Genomic DNA, 17,975 nt, shown 5'->3' on the forward strand with positions numbered 1-17,975 from the left:
AATTCCCGTCCGCGCGACGGCATATCGCCCCCGCACAACCCGGAGCGGAGGCATGGCGGTGAGCGAGACGGTGGAGCGACACGAATTCGGGGCCGAGGTCGGGCGACTTCTCGATCTCGTGGTCCACGCCCTCTATTCCGACCGCGAGATCTTCCTGCGCGAACTGGTGGCCAACGCCGCCGACGCGATGGACCGGCGCCGCTTCGAAGCGCTGACCGTGCCGGGCAGCGCTCTGCCGCCGGATGCCAAGGTCCGGATCCGGCCTGACAAGGAGGCCCGCACCCTCACGATCTCGGATGCCGGCATCGGCATGACCAAGGAGGAGCTGGCGCAGAATCTCGGCACCATCGCGCGCTCGGGCACCCGAGCCTTCTCCCAGAGCCTGGATGCGGCGAAGGCGGAGGACCGGCCGAGCCTGATCGGCCAGTTCGGCGTCGGCTTCTACTCGGCCTTCATGGTGGCCGACCGGGTGAGCGTGACCTCGCGCCGGGCCGGCTCCGACGAGGCCTGGACCTGGGCCTCGGAAGGTCAGGGCAGCTACACCCTGGAGCGCGCCGAGACGGCGGAGCCCGGAACCGAGATTGTCCTCCATCTCAAGGCCGATGCGGACGAATATCTCGAGCCCTACCGGCTCGACCACCTCGTGCGCAAATGGGCCGACTTCATCACGGTTCCGATCGCCCTGGTGCAGGACGGCAAGGAGGAATCGGCCAACCAGGGCACCGCGCTCTGGCGCAAGCCGAAAGGCGAGATCACGCCCGAGCAGTACGAGGAATTCTACCGCACCGTCGGCATGAATTTCGACAAGCCCTGGGCGACGCTGCACTGGCGCGCGGAGGGTCAGCTCGAATTCTCGGCGCTTCTGTTCGTGCCCGGGATGAAGCCGTTCCAGGCGCTGGAGAACGATCGGCAGAGCAAGGTGCGCCTGCATGTCCGACGCATGTTCATCACCGACGAGGCGGAGCTGCTGCCGCCCTGGCTCCGCTTCGTCCAGGGTGTGGTCGACACCGAGGACCTGCCCCTCAACGTCTCGCGCGAGATGCTGCAATCCACGCCCGCGCTCGCCCGCATTCGCCGCGCGGTGACGGGCCGCGTCCTCTCGGAGCTCACGACCCGCGCCAAGGATGGCGAGAGCTACCAGGGCTTCTGGGAGAATTTCGGCCCGATCCTGAAGGAAGGCATCTACGAGGACCACGAACGCCGGGCCGAGATTGCGCCGCTGCTGCGCTTCCGTTCATCCGCGGTCGAAGGCTGGACCAGCCTGCCCGACTACGTCGCCCGCATGAAGGATGGCCAGGAGGCGATCTACTACCTCGTCGCCGACGACGCCGAGGCTCTGACCCGCTCGCCCCAGCTCGAAGGCTTCCGGGCGCGTGGGCTTGAGGTGCTCCTCCTATCCGACCACGTCGACGCGTTCTGGCCGGAAGCGCTGTCCCGTTTCGAGGACAAGCCGCTGCGTTCGATCACGCAGGGTGGCCTCGACCTTTCCAAGTTCGCAGCGGAGGGCGGCGAGACGCTGCCCCCAGAGGGCATCGACGCCCTCGTCGCCGCGATCAAGGCGGCGCTCGGCTCGGACGTCTCGGACGTGCGTGCCACGGATCGGCTGGTCGACAGCGCGGTGGTGCTTTCGGCCGGCACCGGACCGGATCTGCAGATGCAGCGCCTGCTCCGGCGCGCCGGGCGGGCCGCCGGCGCCGGTCAACCGGTGCTGGAGATCAATCCGCGCCATCCGCTGATCCGCGCCCTCGCCGCGGGCCCGGCGGAGGCGGTTCCGGCTGCGGCCAACACGCTGTTCGATCTCGCCCGGATCCAGGACGGCGATATCCCCCGCGATCCGGTGGCCTTCGCCCGTACCGTCGCCGCGGCCCTCGCCTCCTCGGCCCCGGCCGCCTGACACACGAGGGATGTTCGACCGCTGCCGAAGGCTCTGCGTCTTCGCCAGCGGCCATCCACCGGTGGTGTGTAATCGAGACGTCCGCCTGCGTGCGATAGCGCGGCGACGATCTCCGCAGGTGCGTGGTGTTCCGCAGTCTTGGCTGCCCTCCCGACTCGAAAACCGTACCGGAGGGCGGACCCATGCAACGGCGCAGAATGACCGTCGCGGCGGATCGAAACATTCGTCTCACACCGCATGCGTCGACCCCGACACGGCGGGACCTGCTGCGGTCTGTCAGTAAATCAGCCGCCGATCGGGAGTTGGGTCCCGCTCGACGGCTTCATCGCGTCTGAAGGCGGCCCACCGGTCGGAGACCGTGGGCCGCCTTCAGGTCTACGAACACCCGGTGGTGCCGCCGCAGGTGTCACACTTCAAACAGGTCCCGTTGCGCACCAACGTGAAGTTGGCGCATTCCGGACAGGCCTCGCCGACGTAGCCCTTCAGCTTCGCTTCCGCGCGACGCGACGAGATCGTCGGTTGCTCGGCCGGGATGCCGACGGAAACCCCGTGCGCCGCGACGGCTTCCTCTTCCCGGGTTTCCACCTTGAGCGCGGTCGCTCCCCGCAGCGCGTGCACGGCACCGCCAGCGGGCGTCGTCTGGCCGGTGCTGGCCGATCCCACACCGATCGTGCCGCCCGCCGGTCCGCCCTGGATCAGGGTGAGCCGGTCGGCCGATCCGCGAAGCAACCCGCGAGACACGACTGCCGAGGCGGTGGCGGTCTTGCCCGCGTCCCGGGTGGTGTCGGCACTCTCGCCGCCACCCATCACGGTTCCGCCGATCTCGTTCGGATTGACGTGGGCGAGGTCGGCACGGCCAAGATAGGAAACGGCCAGCTCGCGGAACACGTAGTCGAGGAGCGAGGTCGCGTTCTTGATTGCGTCGTTGCCCTGCACGAAACCCGCCGGCTCGAAGCGGGTGAAGGTGAAGGCCTCGACGTACTCCTCAAGCGGCACGCCGTACTGGAGGCCCAGCGAGATCGCGATGGCGAAGTTGTTCATCAGGCTCCGGAAGGTCGCACCCTCCTTGTGCATGTCGATGAAGATCTCGCCGAGGCGGCCGTCGTCGTACTCACCGGTGCGCAGATAGACCTTGTGGCCGCCGACAACGGCCTTCTGGGTGTAGCCCTTGCGGCGGGCCGGCAGCTTCTCCCGCGAGCGGATGCGCTCGACCCGCTCGATTACCCGCTCGACGATCTTCTCTGCGAGCTGCGAGGCCTTCGCCGCGGCAGGCGCCTGGATGATCGCCTCGACGGCGTCGTCGGCCTCGTCCGAATCGTCCGCGATGAGGGCGGAGTTCAGCGGCTGCGAGAGCTTCGAGCCGTCGCGGTAGAGGGCGTTCGCCTTGAGGGCGAGGCGCCAGGACAGCAGGTAGGCCGCCTTGCAATCCTCGACCGTGGCGTCGTTGGGCATGTTGATGGTCTTCGAGATCGCCCCCGAGATGAACGGCTGCGCCGCGGCCATCATCCGGATGTGGCTGTCCACCGAGAGGTAGCGCTTGCCGATCCGCCCGCAGGGATTGGCGCAGTCGAACACCGCGTAATGCTCGGGCTTGAGGAAGGGGGCCCCCTCCAGCGTCATCGCTCCGCAGATATGGGTGTTGGCAGCCTCGATGTCCTTCTTGCTGAAGCCCAGGAAAGGCAGCAGCTCGAAGGTCGGGTCGGCGAGCCTCTCGGCCGGGACCTTGAGCGTCTCGGTGAGGAATGCGTCGCCGAGCGTCCAGCGGTTGAAAACGAACTTGATGTCGAAGGCCGACTTCAGGCCGGCCTCCACCGCCGCGATCTTCTCGTCGCTGAAGCCTTTGGCGCGGAGCGACCCGGGGTTGATCGCGGGTGCCTGTCCCATCGAGCCGTGGCCGACCGCGTAGGCCTCGATCTCGGCGATCTCGGATTCGCGGTAGCCGAGCGCCCGCAGCGCGTCGGGCGCGGCCTGGTTGATGATCTTGAAGTAGCCGCCGCCCGCGAGCTTCTTGAACTTTACCAGGGCGAAGTCGGGCTCGATGCCGGTGGTATCGCAATCCATCACGAGGCCGATGGTGCCGGTCGGCGCGATAACCGTCGATTGCGCATTGCGGTAGCCGTGCTCCTCGCCGAGCGCGAGCGCCCGATCCCAGGCCGCTTTCGCGTGCGTGCCGAGATCGGCCTGCGGGATGTTGGCGTGGTCGAGGGCGACCGGGGCGATGTTGAGGAACTCATAGCCCTCGGCCTCGCCATGGGCCGCCCGGCGGTGGTTGCGGATCACCCGCAGCATCGCGTCGGCGTTGTCGTCGTAGCCCGGGAAGGTGCCGAGCTCGGCGGCCATCTCGGCAGAGGTGGCGTAGGCCACGCCCGTCATGATGGCGGTGAGCGCGCCGGCCAGCGCCCGACCGGCATCCGAGTCGTAGGGCAGGCCCATGGTCATCAGCAGGCCGCCGATATTGGCGTAGCCGAGGCCGAGCGTCCGGTACCGGTAGGACAGCTCCGCGATCTCCTTGGACGGGAACTGCGCCATCATCACCGAGATCTCGAGCACGACCGTCCAGAGGCGGTTGAGATGCTCGTAGGCCTCGACGTCGAAGCGCTTGGTCTCGCGATCGTACAGGGTCAGCAGGTTGGTGGAGGCGAGGTTGCAGGCCGTGTCGTCCAGGAACATGTACTCGGAGCACGGGTTCGAGGCCCGGATCCGGCCGCCCGACGGGCAGGTGTGCCAATCGTTCATCGTGGTGTTGAAGTGCAGGCCCGGGTCGGCCGAGGCCCAGGCGGCCTCGCCGATCTTCTCCCACAGGTCACGCGCCGGCACCGCCTTCGCGACCTTGCCGGTGACGCGGGCCTTCAGCTCCCAATCCTTGCCCGCCTCGACGGCACGCAGGAAGTCGTCGGTGAGCGAGACGGAGTTGTTGGAGTTCTGGCCCGAGACGGTGAGGTAGGCCTCGGAATCCCAGTCGGTGTCGTAGATCGGGAACTCGATCTTCGTGAAGCCCTGCTTGGCGAACTGCACGACGCGCTTGATGTAGGCGTCCGGGACGGAGACCTTGCGGGCGGCCTTGATCTCGCGCTTGAGGGCGGGGTTGCGCTCCGGATCGAAGCAGGCGTCGCCCTCGGCCTCGCACTGCGTGCAGGCCTTCATCACCGCCTGGAGATGCTTGGAGACAACCTTGGAGCCGGTCACCAGGGCGGCGACCTTCTGCTCCTCCTTCACCTTCCAGTCGATGAAGGTCTCGATGTCTGGGTGGTCGATGTCGACGATGACCATCTTGGCAGCGCGCCGGGTGGTCCCGCCCGACTTGATCGCCCCCGCCGCACGGTCGCCGATCTTCAGGAACGACATCAGACCGGACGACTTGCCGCCGCCGCCGAGCTTCTCGTTCTCGCCCCGCAGAGCCGAGAAGTTCGAGCCGGTGCCGGAGCCGTACTTGAACAGGCGCGCCTCGCGCACCCACAAGTCCATGATGCCGCCCTCGTTGACGAGGTCGTCCTGCACGGATTGAATGAAGCAGGCGTGGGGCTGCGGGTGCTCGTAGGCGGTCGCCGAGCGCGTCAGCTCACCGGTCCGGTAATCGCAGTAATAATGGCCCTGGCTCGGACCGTCGATGCCGTAGGCCCAGTGCAGGCCGGTGTTGAACCATTGTGGCGAGTTCGGCGCGACCATCTGGCGGGCGAGCATGAAGCGCAGCTCGTCCATGAACGCGGCCGCATCCTCCTCGCTCGTGAAGTACCCGCCCTTCCAGCCCCAGTAGGTCCAGCAGCCGGCGAGGCGGTCGAACACCTGGGTCGCCGAGATCTCGGAACCGGTGCGCTCGTCCTCGGGCAGCGCCGCGAGGGCGGCCTCGTCCGGCACCGACCGCCACAGGAAGGACGGAACGTCGTTCTCTTCGACCTTCCTCAGGCGTGCCGGCACGCCGGCCTTGCGAAAATACTTCTGGGCCAGCACGTCGCTGGCGACCTGGCTCCAGCTCTCCGGCACGTGGATGCCGTCGAGCCGGAACACCACCGAGCCGTCCGGATTGCGGATCTCGCTCAGGGCCTTCCGGAACGGGATGGCCGCGTAGGGCGACTGACCGGCCGTGGTGTAACGACGCTCGAACCGCATGAAACACACCTCTCCCGACGGGACGCGCGCGCCCCGCCCCGCGCCGACGCACGGGTATGGTCCCGACAAGGGGGTGCCCGAGCCGATGCATCGCGTTGATGCAGGGGGCTCGGGCGATATGACGTGAAGACGTGGCGCGGCGGCGCGGAACACCCGTTCGAGCCGCCTCGAACCATGACCCGGAGATTAATGCCGAGCCAGCCTTCACGTCAACAAGTGGTGTGCGGCGGCTCGGTTCCACGCTAGATGTGGTAGTCAGCGCCAAATCCCTGTGGATATCCGTAGGGGTAGGGCTAAGTGCTCTTTCGGCCTTCGGGATTCCGACGGGGAAAATTTTCGATCCACAAGGAACGGTTGTGGCGCCGCGCGCGGTGTTTCGCAGACACCGTCAAATGCGATCGGCCGACGGACGGAGCGACATTTCGGCGACACCCGGGCCGGCAGCCGCACCGGTTTCGGCTGGACTCGGGCGCACGCCCTCAGCATAACCGCCCTGGCCGCCCGTGCCGCGCACGGGCCGGACGGGTTCGAGGAACGCGATGGCTCTCAAGGACACGCTGCTGCGCATCTTCACGTGGTGGAACGGGCAGACGGTCTCGCTCGCCCTGTATACCGCGCGCAGCGGCACCTATGTCGGCAGCGACGATCTCGGCAACCGCTACTACAAGGCACAAGGGCCCCTGATCGACCGCTCGGTCGGATCGGAGCGGCGCTGGGTGGTCTATAACGGCTACGCCGACGCCTCGAAGGTGCCCCCGGGCTGGCGCGGCTGGCTCTGCCACAACGTCGACCGCGCGCCGAGCGAGGAGGACTACAAGCCCCGCGAGTGGCAGAAGCCCCACGTGGAGAACCAGACCGGCTCACCCGATGCCTACCGCCCGAAGGGCTCGCAACTCTCCTGGGGCGTGCGCCCGGCGGCGACGGGCGACTACGTGCCGTGGACGCCCGGCGAGTAGGGGCGAGCGCCCAAGTTCCACCACCGTTCGGGTATTGAAGGCGGGGTATGACTCCCCGGAGGGCTCGAGCCTTGCGCCGCATCACCGCACGCCTGCCCCGCCTCGCGCGCGCCGCCAGCGCGCTGGCCCTCTGCGCAGCCACGCTATCGGCCGGACCGGCCTCCGCGGACAAGATCAAGAATCCGACCGCGGTGTTCTCCGGTCTCGACAAGATCACCGGCCGCATCGTCTCCTTCGAGGTAGCGGTCGACGAGACGGTGCAGTTCGGGGCCCTGCAGCTGACGCCGCGGGTCTGCTATACCCGGCCTCCGACGGAGAGCGCGAAGACCACGGCCTTTCTCGAGGTCGACGAGGTGACGCTCGACAACAAGTACCGGCGCATCTTCACCGGCTGGATGTTCGCTGCGAGCCCCGGGCTCCACGCGATCGAGCATCCGATCTACGATGTGTGGCTGGTCGATTGTAAGGGCGGCACCGACGTGATCGCCGAGGCGCGCGAGCAGGAGGATGTTCCGGCGCTCGCCGCGAAGCCCGAGAAGGGCCGGCGCCGCGACTCCACAAAGACGGCCCAGCAGGTGAACTCGGCCGGGCAGGTCGATGTCGAGGCGCCGCGCGGCGTGCCGGTTCAGCCGCGCCAGAAGCCGTCGCGGAAATTCTTCCCGTCGAATGAGGGGCCGGCGGCGGCGCCTCCGCCGCCCCAGCCCCAATCGATCTTCGATCAGCTGTTCCGGTAAGTCAGTCCCCGATCCCGGCGGTTCCGCCTGCGAGCGCCGAGAGCACCTGCGCCCCGGTCAGGCTGCCGTCCTTCGGCCACGCATCCCAGTCGGCCGCTTGGGCGAGCGCCTCCCCCAGACGGCGCTTGTAGACGTGGCGCGGCAATTCCTCCGCTCCGAACTGCGAGAGATGATCCGTCACGAACTGGGTGTCGGCCAATCGGTAGCCGCAGGTCCTGAGGCGCGCCATCAGGTGGACGAGCGCGACCTTCGAGGCGTCGCGCACCTCGTGGAACATGCTTTCCCCGAAGAACGCCGCCCCGAGGGAGACCCCGTAGAGGCCGCCGACAAGCCGGCCCTGCGCGTAGACCTCGACCGTGTGGGCGTAGCCGCGGTCGAACAGGGCGCCGTAGAGTTCGCGGATCCGCGCGTTGATCCAGGTGCGCTCGCTGTCCCGGCGCGGGGCTGCGCATCCGGCGATCACGGCGTCGAAATCGGTGTCGCTGCGAACCTCGAACAGGTCGGCCCGGACCGTGCGCGCCAATCGTCGCGAGACCCGGAAGCCGTCGAGGGGAAGCACGCCGCGTGCGCGCGGCTCGACCCAGTAAAGGGTCGGATCGGTCGCGTCCTCCGCCATCGGGAAGATACCGGCGGCGTAGGCCTTCAGCAGGATCTCCGGAGTGATCTCCACGCGGGCGCCGTCGTGCATGTTCGGGACTGTGCCGCGGACGCGGCCGGATTGCCAGAGGCTCGTGCACGGGAACGCGGGACGTGGTGCCGCGACCGGATCCGGTAGCCGCGGCGACCGGCGATCAACCGGGACGTGCTCCTTTGCCGGCCGCGCCCGATTTCAGGCGTCGAGGCCGACCGTCTCCAGGAAGCCCTCAAGCCAGTGGATGTCGTAGAGGCCGTTCTGCACGTCAGCATTGCGCACCAGGGTGCGGAACAGCGGCAATGTGGTGTCGATGCCGTCGATGACGAACTCGTCGAGGGCCCGGCGCAGGCGCATCAGGCACTCGTTGCGGGTCCGCCCGTGGACGATCAGCTTGCCGATCAGCGAGTCGTAGTTCGGCGGGATGCGGTAGCCCTGGAAGGCCGCCGAATCGACCCGCACGCCGAGCCCGCCCGGCGGGTGGTAATAGGTGATCTGGCCCGGCGACGGCCGGAAGGTCGACGGATGCTCGGCGTTGATGCGGCACTCGATGGCGTGCCCCTCGACGCGAATCTCGTCCTGAGCGACGGAGAGGGGGCTGCCGGCGGCGACCCGGATCTGCTCGTTCACGAGGTCGATGCCGGTGATCATCTCGGTGACCGGGTGCTCGACCTGGATGCGGGTGTTCATCTCGATGAAGTAGAAGTTGCCGTCCTCGTACAGGAACTCGATCGTGCCCGCGCCGAGATAGGCCATCTCCTTCATCGCGTTGGCGCAGACCGTACCGATCTCGGCGCGCATCGCGTCGTTGAGGGCGGGTGAGCCGCCCTCCTCCCAGACCTTCTGGTGCCGGCGCTGCAGCGAGCAGTCGCGCTCGGCCAGATGGACCGCGCCGCCCCGGCCGTCGCCGAGGATCTGCACCTCGATATGGCGCGGCTTCTCCAGGTACTTCTCGAGGTAGACCGCGTCGTCGCCGAAGGCGGCCTTCGCCTCGGTGCGCGCCATCATCACCGCTTGTTCGAGTTCGGCCTCGGTTCGGGCGACCTTCATGCCCCGCCCGCCGCCGCCGGCCGCAGCCTTGACGAGGACCGGGTATCCGATCTCGGCGGCGACGCGCTTGGCCTGCTCGGGATCCTCGATCCCGCCCTCCGAGCCCGGCACGCAGGGAATTCCGAGGCGCAGCGCGGTGCGCTTGGCCTCGATCTTGTCCCCCATGGTGCGGATGTGCTCGGCCTTCGGGCCGATGAAGCCGATGTTGTGATGCGACAGAACCTCGGCGAAACGGGCGTTCTCCGACAGGAAGCCGTAGCCGGGATGCACGGCGTCCGCGCCGGTGATCTCGCAGGCCGCGATGATGGACGGAATGTTGAGGTAGCTCTCGCGCGCGGAGGGCGGACCGATGCAGACGCTCTCGTCGGCGAGCCGCACATGCATCGCGTCGGCGTCGGCGGTGGAATGGACCGCCACGGTGGCGATCCCGAGTTCCTTGGCGGCGCGCAGGATCCGCAGCGCGATCTCGCCGCGATTGGCGATCAGGATCTTGTCGAACATGCGATGATCCCTGAACCTACTCGATCGTCAGCAGCGCTTCGCCGAACTCGACCGGCTGCCCGTCCTCCACGAAGATCGCCGTCACCGTCCCGGCGCGTGGCGCGACGATCTCGTTGAAGGTCTTCATCGCCTCGATCAGGAGCAGCTTGTCGCCGGCCTCGACGGCGGTGCCGACCTCGACGAAGGTCTTGGCGTCCGGCGAGGGCCGTCGATACGCGGTTCCCACCATCGGCGACGGCACGGAACCGGCATGGATCCGGCCGCGCTCGGGCTGGGTTCCCGGGCCCTGCATCGGGACGGCGACGGGCGCAGGCGCCGCGGCAGCCAAAGCGGCAGGGGCCGCCACCTGAACGCTGACCGGCTCGAGCCGGCGCACCACGCGGATGCGCAGGTCGCCCTTCTCGACCTCGATCTCGGAGAGACCGGTCTCGGTCACGAGGTTGGCGAGTTCGCGCACGAGGTCAGGGTCGATGGATTCGTGCTTGGGCATCGGGGCGGGATCTTCTCAGGATGATTCGGGGTGGAGCGGGGCGCCGCTCCGGGTCGCCATCAGGCGTGCCAGGGCGGCCAGGCCGAGGCTGTAGCTCGCCGGACCGAAGCCGCAGATCACGCCCGCGCAGACGGGAGCGATCAGGGAGTGGTGGCGAAAGGCTTCGCGCGCGTGCACGTTGGAGAGGTGGATCTCGACCGCGACCGCCCCGCTGCCGCTGATCGCGTCGCGCAAAGCCACCGACGTATGGGTGTAGGCCGCCGCGTTGATCAAGATGCCGGCGCCGGCGAGGGCCGCTTCCTGGACGAAGCCCACCAGCTCGCCCTCGGAATTCGTCTGCCGGAAGGTCAGCGCCGCGCCGAGCGTCTTGGCCTCCGTACGAAGGTCGCGCTCGATGTCGGACAGCGTCGCGGTGCCGTAGATCCCGGGCTCCCGGCGACCGAGGAGATTGAGGTTCGGCCCGTTGAGAACGTGGATCGGGATCATGGGACCGTGCGTTCAGGCCGCCCGCTGGATCGGGCCGACCGGCGGGGCCGCTCTTAGACGAACGCCACCGGCCGCGACAAGGGCACGCCCGCCTTCGGGCGCGCGCGAATGATCAGCAGGCGGCGTGGCCGCACTGGCGCACGTCCGCGATGGTCTTGCGGATCGGGTCGACGCCGACGGCGCCCGGAATGATCTCGTCGCCGATGATGAAGGCCGGCGTCCCGGACAGGCCGAGCTTGTCGCCGAGGCCACGGTTCTCGGTGAGCGCCGCCTTGACCTCGGGGCCCGCGGCATCCTTCTGCACCTTGGCGACGTCAAGGCCCATGTCCTTGGCGACCTGGAGCGCCTTGGCACCGTTCACCCGGCCCTTCGACTCCAGGAGTTTCTGATGGAACTCGAACAGCTTGTCCCCCTTGAGCTGCTGCTTCACGGCGAGGGCGATCTGGCTGGCTTCGAGGGATTCCGGACCCAGGACCGGAAAGTCCTTGATCACGACACGCAGCTTCGGATCGGCCTTGATCAGCGCCTGCACGTCACCGAGCGCCTTGCGGCAATAGCCGCAATTGTAATCGAAGAACTCGACCATCGTGACATCGCCGTTCGGGTTGCCGGCGACGACATCGTGCGGGCTGCTCAGGAGGGCGTCCTTCGATTCCTTGAGGGCTGCCGCCTGGGCGAGGCGTTGCGTCTCCATTTGACGCTTCTCGCCCTCGGCGATGGCCTCCTGCAGGACGTCCGGGTTCTTGATCAGGTATTCCTTGACGATCGACTCGATGGCACGCCGCTGCGCGTCGCTGAACGGCGCAGCCTCCTGAGCCAGCGCGGGCACGACGCAGAGGCTGGACGTGACGGCCAGGATCGAGAGGAAACGGGACAGAGGCATACGTCCTCGCTGGGCGCGGTAAGAGCCGGCCGGGCCGGACGGCGGATCAGAACTCACGTAGGCGCCGGGTTTGGCCTTTTCGCGGCGCGCGGTCAAATTGTGCGCCGATGAAATCGCCGTGGCGGGGCGCGTCGGACCCGTACGGGATGGGCCCGTCGAACCGTCCCTTGCCGCATCGTCCGCCTCTCCTCCAGAAGCGTACCGCCCCCCCAACCAGTCGGACGATACGGACGGATCCGCATGTACCTCCCCTCCCGCCGCGTCGCTGCCGTCGCTCCCTTCCTCGCCATGGACGTGATGACCGCCGCAGCGGCGCGCGAGCGTTCGGGCGTCGACGTGGTGCACATGGAGGTCGGCCAACCCTCCGCACCCGCGCCGCGCGCGGTGATCGAGGCGGCACGTCGCGCCCTCGACCTCGGCCGGGTGCCCTACACCGAAGCGCTCGGCCTGCCCGCGCTCCGGTCCCGGATCGCGCAGGATTACCGGACGCGCTACGGCGTCGAGGTCGCCCCCGAGCGCGTGGTGATCACCACCGGCTCGTCGGCGGGCTTCATCCTCGCCTTCATGACCCTGTTCGATGCCGGGGCGCGCGTCGGCGTTCCCCAGCCGGGCTACCCGGCCTATCGCAGCATCCTGGCGGCGCTCGATCTCGTACCAGCCCCGATGGTGCTCCGGGCCGAGGACCGCTTCGCGCCGACCGCCGCGCTGCTGCGCGCCACCCACACCGCGAACCCGCTCGCCGGCGTTCTGGTGATGAGCCCCGCAAACCCGTCCGGTACGGTGATCACCCCGGACGCCCTGAGCGCGCTCTGCGCGGAGGCGCGGGGGCTCGGCCTGCCCCTGATCTCGGACGAGATCTACCACGGCCTGAGCTACGGCGTCCCGACCGCGACGGCCCTTCAGTTCGAGCCCGACGCCGTCGTGATCAACTCCTTCTCGAAGTACCATTGCATGACGGGTTGGCGCATCGGCTGGATGGTGGTTCCGGAGGCTTTGGTCCGGCCTATCGAGCGCCTCGCCCAGAACCTTTACATCTCGGCCCCCTACCTGTCGCAGATCGGCGCGCTCGCGGCCTTCGATGCGGGCGAGGAACTCGATACGATCCGCGACGGCTACGCTCAGAACCGGGCCATTCTGCTCGACGCCCTCCCCGGCCTCGGCCTCGGGCGCACCCATCCCGCGGACGGGGCCTTCTACCTCTACGCCGACGTCTCAAATCTGACGAACGACGCCCCGGACTTCTGCCGCAGGATGCTCGCCGAGGCCGGCGTCGCGACGACGCCGGGCCTCGATTTCGATTCCGATCTCGGCAGCCACCACATCCGCCTGTCCTTCGCGGGGTCGGAGGCGGATTGCCGGAAGGCCGTCGCGCGCCTGTCGACCTGGCTCCGGACTTAGGCTCCGGTCGGAGCGGGCCGACAGGACGAAGCCGTCGGCTCCACGTCGTCAGGAGACGCGGAGCCTGCGCGGCCCGCTCAAGCCGCGGCGGCGAGACCGCTCGCCGCCGCCGCGACGGCCTCGGCGATATGCGCCTCGAATTCCGTGAACGCCCCTGCCGCATCGCCCCAGGCGGCGGCACGGACATGGCCGACCATCGCGTCGGCGCGGGCGTTGGCATTCGCCAGAGCTGTCCGCACCGGAGCCGGCAGGCTCGGCGTCGCCGGCACCGCCGCCACGGCCATCTGCTCGGTGGGAACGAGCCCGACCAAGCCCGAGGCGAGGCGGCGGCGCCACGCGGCACAATCGGCCGGCAGGCGGCCGAGCCGGATCAGGATCGGGTCACCGGCCTGCCGGTCGAGGAGCTTGCGGCTCAGGTCTTCGAGGGCGTCGAGCCGGACGATCGCGTCGCCGATCTCACGGCGCGACTTGTCGGTGCCCGCGGCGATGCTGCCGACATTCTGGGCGATCTCGCCGGTGGCGGCGATCTGCTGATCCATGATCGCCGCCATGGCCCGCATCTCGGAGGCGGCGTCGGCGACCGCGGCGCTCTCGGCCTCGACCCGTGCGTTCGCCCGCGTCATCACCTCGGATCCGGCCGTCACCGCGTTGCGGCTGTGCTCGACCGCCTCGTGCATCGCCGCCAGCTCGCCCTGCAGGGCCCCGAGCCGGGCGCGGATCTCGTCGGTCGCCTTCGCGGTCTGCGCGGACAGGGCCTTGACCTCACCGGCCACGACCGCGAAGCCGCGCCCCGCCTCGCCGGCCCGCGCCGCCTCGATGGTGGCGTTCAGGGCGAGCAGGTTGGTCTGGGCCGAGATGGCCGCGATGGCGCTGGCCATCTCCTCGATGCGCCGCGCGGCGGCGGCGAAGCCGTGGAGGCAGCCGTCGATCTCCGAGGAGCGCTCCTGGATGGTCTGCATGCGCTCGCCGGCGAGCCGCATGTCGGTGGCGCATTCGCGGATCCCGGCGCGGGCGCGCTCGGCCGTCTCGGCGGAGGCCTGGGAGCGGGCTGCGACCTCGTTGGTGGTCGCGGCGAGCTCCTCGCTGGCCGCGGCGATCAGACGGGCCTGATCGGCGATCTGCGCGGAATCGTGGGTGATCCAGCCGATCGAGGTGCCGGCCTCGGAGGCGGCGGCGGACAGGCTGGCCTGCATGCGCAGCACCTCCGCATCGAACAGCTTCGGAGCCTCGACCGCCTGGGCCGCGACGGCCTCGACCGTCGCGGTCGCGACATTCTCCGTGGCCGGAGCAGATATCGGGTCCGCAGACCGGCTTCCGCGGAACAGAGAGAACATATCCGACCCCCAATTCAACCTACGGGCGGATACTGGCGCCAAAACGTTCAACCAGCCGTTAAAAATCGGGCAGGATTCGCGCTGGCGCTTTGCTGGAAGACCGCTGCAATCGCTGTTTGCATTACCGGCCGGGCCAGATCTCCCCCGAACGTGGCGGGAATCCTGGCATCGTTCCGGCCGCTGCGGCCCTCGCCCGCCCGCGCATGACGGGTTGGACGAGGGCCGCGCGTCATCATTCGCCGGTCAGTGCGGCCTTGGTGCGCGACCACCAGCCGGCGCGCTTGGGCCGGTCCGGGTCGGAGGGCTCGCTGAGCACAACGGCCACGGGCTCGGGCGGCGGGACATCGCGGGCCGGTTCGGCTGCGGCCGCGGTCGGCTCGGCCTCGGCGGCCGGCAGGGTCTCGGCAGGGTCGGCGGCGACCGGCAGATCCACGGCGTCTTCGGCAGGAGCCTCGGAGACCGTCTGCGTCGGCACGAAGGCGGCCAGGGCCTCCGCGCTCACCGGCTCCTCCGCCGAGAGGCCGCTCGCGGCGTCGACGGCATCGGACTCGCCCTCGAAGCCGTCGGCGTCGCGCGGGCGGCCATCGGCACGGCCGCGCCCGCCGCGGCGACCGCGACGGCGGCGGCGGGCTGCGCCATCCCCCGACCCCTCGCCGCCGGCCTCCGTCCGACCCTCGGCCGGCTCGGATCCGGTGGCTTCCGCCGCCAGCTCCTCGTCCGTCTCCGTTTCGGCGGACTCACCGTCCGTCTCGTCTTCGGATTCGTCGGCTTGGTCCTGGGCCTCGTCGGCGCGGCGCTCGTCACCGCCCTCGGTGCGACCGCCGCGCCGGCGACGACGGCGGCGGCGGCGGCGGCCGTCGCCCTCGTCGCGGGACTCGCCCCGACCCTCGGCCGTCTCGTCCTGCTCCTCGGTTTCGCCATCCTCGGCCTGACGCTCGGAAGCCGGACGCTCCTCCGCTTCCTCGACGAGATCCTCCTCCTCGATCTCGTCGTCGATCTCCATCACCGGGGAGACCGCGACGGCGCGCACGCCGGTGACCGGTCCCTCGGGGCGTTGCGCCGGCTCGCCCCGGTCGAGCTGGAAGGCCGCGGTGGCGGCCAGACGCTCGTCGGCCGCGATCGTCACGGTGACGCCGAAGCGGATCTCGAGCTCGCGCAGGTGGGCGCGCTTCTGGTTGAGGATGTAGAGGGCCACCTCGGTGCGGGTGCGCAGCACGAGGTTGTGGCTCGCCGACTTGACCAGCGCCTCCTCGATCGAGCGCAGGATGTGGAGCGCCACCGAGGCGGTGGCGCGGACGAAGCCCGAGCCGCCGCAATGCGCGCAGGGGATCGAGGACGATTCGAGCACGCCCGTGCGGATGCGCTGGCGGCTCATCTCCAGCAGGCCGAAGGGGGAGATCCGGCCGACCTGGATGCGGGCGCGATCGTATTTCAGGCACTCGTTGAGCTTCTTCTCGACGGCGCGGTTGTTGCGCTTCTCCTCCATGTCGATGAAGTCGATCACGATGAGGCCGGCGAGGTCGCGCAGGCGGAGCTGGCGCGAGACCTCCTCGGCGGCCTCCAGGTTCGTCTTGAGGGCCGTGTCCTCAATGTCGTGCTCGCGGGTGGCGCGGCCCGAGTTGACGTCGATCGAGACCAGGGCCTCGGTCGGGTTGATCACGAGATAGCCGCCCGACTTCAGGGAGACGTGCGTCGAGAACATCGCGTCGAGCTGCTGCTCGACGCCGTAGCGGGCGAAGATCGGCGTCGTGTCGCGGTAGGGCTTCACCACCTTCGACTGGCCGGGCATCAGCATGCGCATGAAGTCCCGGGCCTCGTGATAGGCCTCCTCGCCCGCGACGAGCACCTCCTCCAGGTCCTTGTTGTACAGGTCGCGGATGGCGCGCTTGATCAGCGAGCCCTCCTCGTAGACGAGCGCCGGGGCCATCGAGGTGAGCGTCAGCTCGCGCACCGATTCCCACAGGCGCATCAGGTACTCGAAGTCGCGCTTGATCTCGGGCTGGGTGCGGGAGGCGCCGGCCGTGCGCAGGATGACGCCCATGCCCTCCGGTACGTCGAGATGGGACACCACGTCCTTCAGGCGCTTGCGGTCGGCCGCGCTGGTGATCTTGCGCGAGATGCCGCCGCCCCGACCGGTGTTGGGCATCAGCACCGAGTAGCGGCCGGCCAGCGACAAGTAGGTGGTGAGCGCCGCGCCCTTGGTGCCGCGCTCCTCCTTGACCACCTGCACGAGGATGATCTGGCGGCGCTTGATCACCTCCTGGATCTTGTAGTGCCGGCGATAGTGGCGCGGGCGCTCCGGGATCTCGGCCAGCGCGTCGCCGTTGCCGCCGACCTGGGCGATCTTCGGCTCGGCGTCGGGATCCTCCTCGTCGCCCTCGTCCGAATCCTCGTCGTCGGAATCCTCGTCCGAATCCTCGTCGGCGTCGTCCTCGTCCGCCTCGTCGTCCTCGGACTCGTCGTCCGATTCCGCGTCGACGTCGTGCTCGCCGGGTCCGTCCGCCTCGGGCGCCTCGGCGATCGTCAGGGCCTCGGCCACGGCGACCACCGCCTCCGGCGCCGGGCCCGGGGCGGGCTCGCCCGAGACGGCGTGGTCGGGGGCGTCCGTGCCGGACGCCTCGGAGCCGGATTCCGCGGCCGGGGTCTCGGCGCTCGCGAGCACCGCGTCGGGCAGGTCGGCGGAGGCGTCGCCGCCGACGACCGGGGCGGCCTCGAGCGCGTCGGCGTCCAAGTGTTCGGCGTTCAGGTGTTCGGCGTCCGCGTGCTCGTCGGTCCGGCTCTCGTCCGGCCGGGCGACGGCCTCCTCGGCGCTGACCGTCTCGTCCGTCTTGCGGGCGGCGGCCTCGGCGCGGCGACCGCGCGAGCGGCGGGGGGACCGGCGGCGTTCCTCGCGCTCGCGATGCTCCTCCGCGTCGCGGGCCTCGTCCTCCAGCAGCGCCTGACGATCGGCGAGCGGGATCTGGTAATAGTCGGGGTGGATCTCGTTGAAGGCGAGGAAGCCGTGACGGTTGCCGCCGTACTCGACGAAGGCCGCCTGGAGCGAGGGCTCCACGCGCGTCACCTTCGCGAGGTAGATGTTACCGCGAAGCTGGCGCCTGTTGGCCGCCTCGAAGTCGAATTCCTCGACCCTGGATCCCTGGACCGTGACGACCCGGGTTTCCTCCGGATGCATCGCGTCGATGAGCATCTTGTTGTTGTTGGCCATGACGAACTTTCGACATGGCGGTCGACGTCGCTCTCCTGGGCCCGTGTCCCGGTGGAGCCACGCCCGGCCTCAGGGCCGATGGGGGTGTGGCTCGCGCCGGCCTCGTCTCCGAGACCGGTGCCGGCCTCGTCTCCGAGATCGGTGCCGACCTCGTCTCCGAGACCGGTGCCGACCTCGTCGTCGAGGCCGCGGGGGCTGAACTGTCGGGATTGCCGTCAACCGCCGAGCGGCACGCCGCAACGGCGTGCCCGGGGTTGAACATGGCCGGGAGGAAGTGCGAACCGGCGCGACGCGAAACACGCGCGC

General features: G+C 69.3%; 12 protein-coding genes. 4 read left to right on the plus strand and 8 right to left on the minus strand.

Annotated elements, in window-relative coordinates; translation table 11 throughout:
* Positions 1-58: 58 nt before the first annotated feature.
* A complete protein-coding gene (gene htpG, locus ACS5RC_RS17430) occupies positions 59-1,894 on the plus strand; it encodes a molecular chaperone HtpG (protein ID WP_478345398.1) in 1,836 nt (611 codons plus the stop codon).
* 375 nt (positions 1,895-2,269) lie between these two features.
* Here the strand turns inward: htpG and ACS5RC_RS17435 are convergent, their stop codons facing one another.
* Positions 2,270-6,001, minus strand: coding sequence for a vitamin B12-dependent ribonucleotide reductase (locus ACS5RC_RS17435; protein WP_478345162.1), 3,732 nt, complete (start codon positions 5,999-6,001; stop codon positions 2,270-2,272).
* A gap of 539 nt (positions 6,002-6,540) precedes the next feature.
* On the opposite strand from ACS5RC_RS17435, the gene ACS5RC_RS17440 reads away from it, so the two are divergent.
* Positions 6,541-6,957, plus strand: coding sequence for an NADH:ubiquinone oxidoreductase subunit NDUFA12 (locus tag ACS5RC_RS17440; protein WP_478345163.1), 417 nt, complete (start codon positions 6,541-6,543; stop codon positions 6,955-6,957).
* Between the two features lie 47 nt (positions 6,958-7,004).
* Entirely contained in the window at positions 7,005-7,691 is a 687-nt protein-coding gene (locus ACS5RC_RS17445) for a DUF2155 domain-containing protein (protein ID WP_478345164.1), read from the plus strand.
* 1 nt (position 7,692) lies between these two features.
* Here ACS5RC_RS17445 and aat read toward each other — a convergent pair whose 3' ends face one another.
* The 5 genes from aat to ACS5RC_RS17470 all read right to left on the minus strand — a co-directional run bounded on the left by aat (position 7,693) and on the right by ACS5RC_RS17470 (position 11,732).
* Positions 7,693-8,379 (minus strand): leucyl/phenylalanyl-tRNA--protein transferase, encoded by a 687-nt coding sequence (gene aat, locus ACS5RC_RS17450; protein ID WP_478345165.1) that lies wholly within the window; start codon positions 8,377-8,379, stop codon positions 7,693-7,695.
* Between the two features lie 141 nt (positions 8,380-8,520).
* Positions 8,521-9,873, minus strand: a complete 1,353-nt coding sequence (gene accC, locus ACS5RC_RS17455; RefSeq protein ID WP_478345166.1) for an acetyl-CoA carboxylase biotin carboxylase subunit — start codon at positions 9,871-9,873, stop codon at positions 8,521-8,523.
* A gap of 16 nt (positions 9,874-9,889) precedes the next feature.
* Entirely contained in the window at positions 9,890-10,363 is a 474-nt protein-coding gene (accB, locus tag ACS5RC_RS17460) for an acetyl-CoA carboxylase biotin carboxyl carrier protein (RefSeq protein WP_478345167.1), read from the minus strand.
* Positions 10,364-10,378: 15 nt separating this feature from the next.
* Entirely contained in the window at positions 10,379-10,849 is a 471-nt protein-coding gene (gene aroQ, locus ACS5RC_RS17465; protein ID WP_478345168.1) for a type II 3-dehydroquinate dehydratase, read from the minus strand.
* 112 nt (positions 10,850-10,961) lie between these two features.
* Positions 10,962-11,732: a DsbA family protein gene (locus tag ACS5RC_RS17470; RefSeq protein ID WP_478345169.1), complete on the minus strand. Its 771-nt coding sequence runs from the start codon at positions 11,730-11,732 to the stop codon at positions 10,962-10,964.
* A 240-nt stretch (positions 11,733-11,972) separates the two neighbouring features.
* Here ACS5RC_RS17470 and ACS5RC_RS17475 point away from each other — a divergent pair, with 240 nt between their 5' ends.
* Positions 11,973-13,130: a pyridoxal phosphate-dependent aminotransferase gene (locus tag ACS5RC_RS17475; RefSeq protein ID WP_478345170.1), complete on the plus strand. Its 1,158-nt coding sequence runs from the start codon at positions 11,973-11,975 to the stop codon at positions 13,128-13,130.
* Positions 13,131-13,207: 77 nt separating this feature from the next.
* Here the strand turns inward: ACS5RC_RS17475 and ACS5RC_RS17480 are convergent, their stop codons facing one another.
* Positions 13,208-14,464 (minus strand): methyl-accepting chemotaxis protein, encoded by a 1,257-nt coding sequence (locus ACS5RC_RS17480; protein ID WP_478345171.1) that lies wholly within the window; start codon positions 14,462-14,464, stop codon positions 13,208-13,210.
* A gap of 232 nt (positions 14,465-14,696) precedes the next feature.
* A complete protein-coding gene (locus ACS5RC_RS17485) occupies positions 14,697-17,669 on the minus strand; it encodes an Rne/Rng family ribonuclease (RefSeq protein ID WP_478345172.1) in 2,973 nt (990 codons plus the stop codon).
* Positions 17,670-17,975: the final 306 nt, after the last annotated feature.

This window comes from Methylobacterium sp. HJ2 (genome assembly GCF_056431005.1).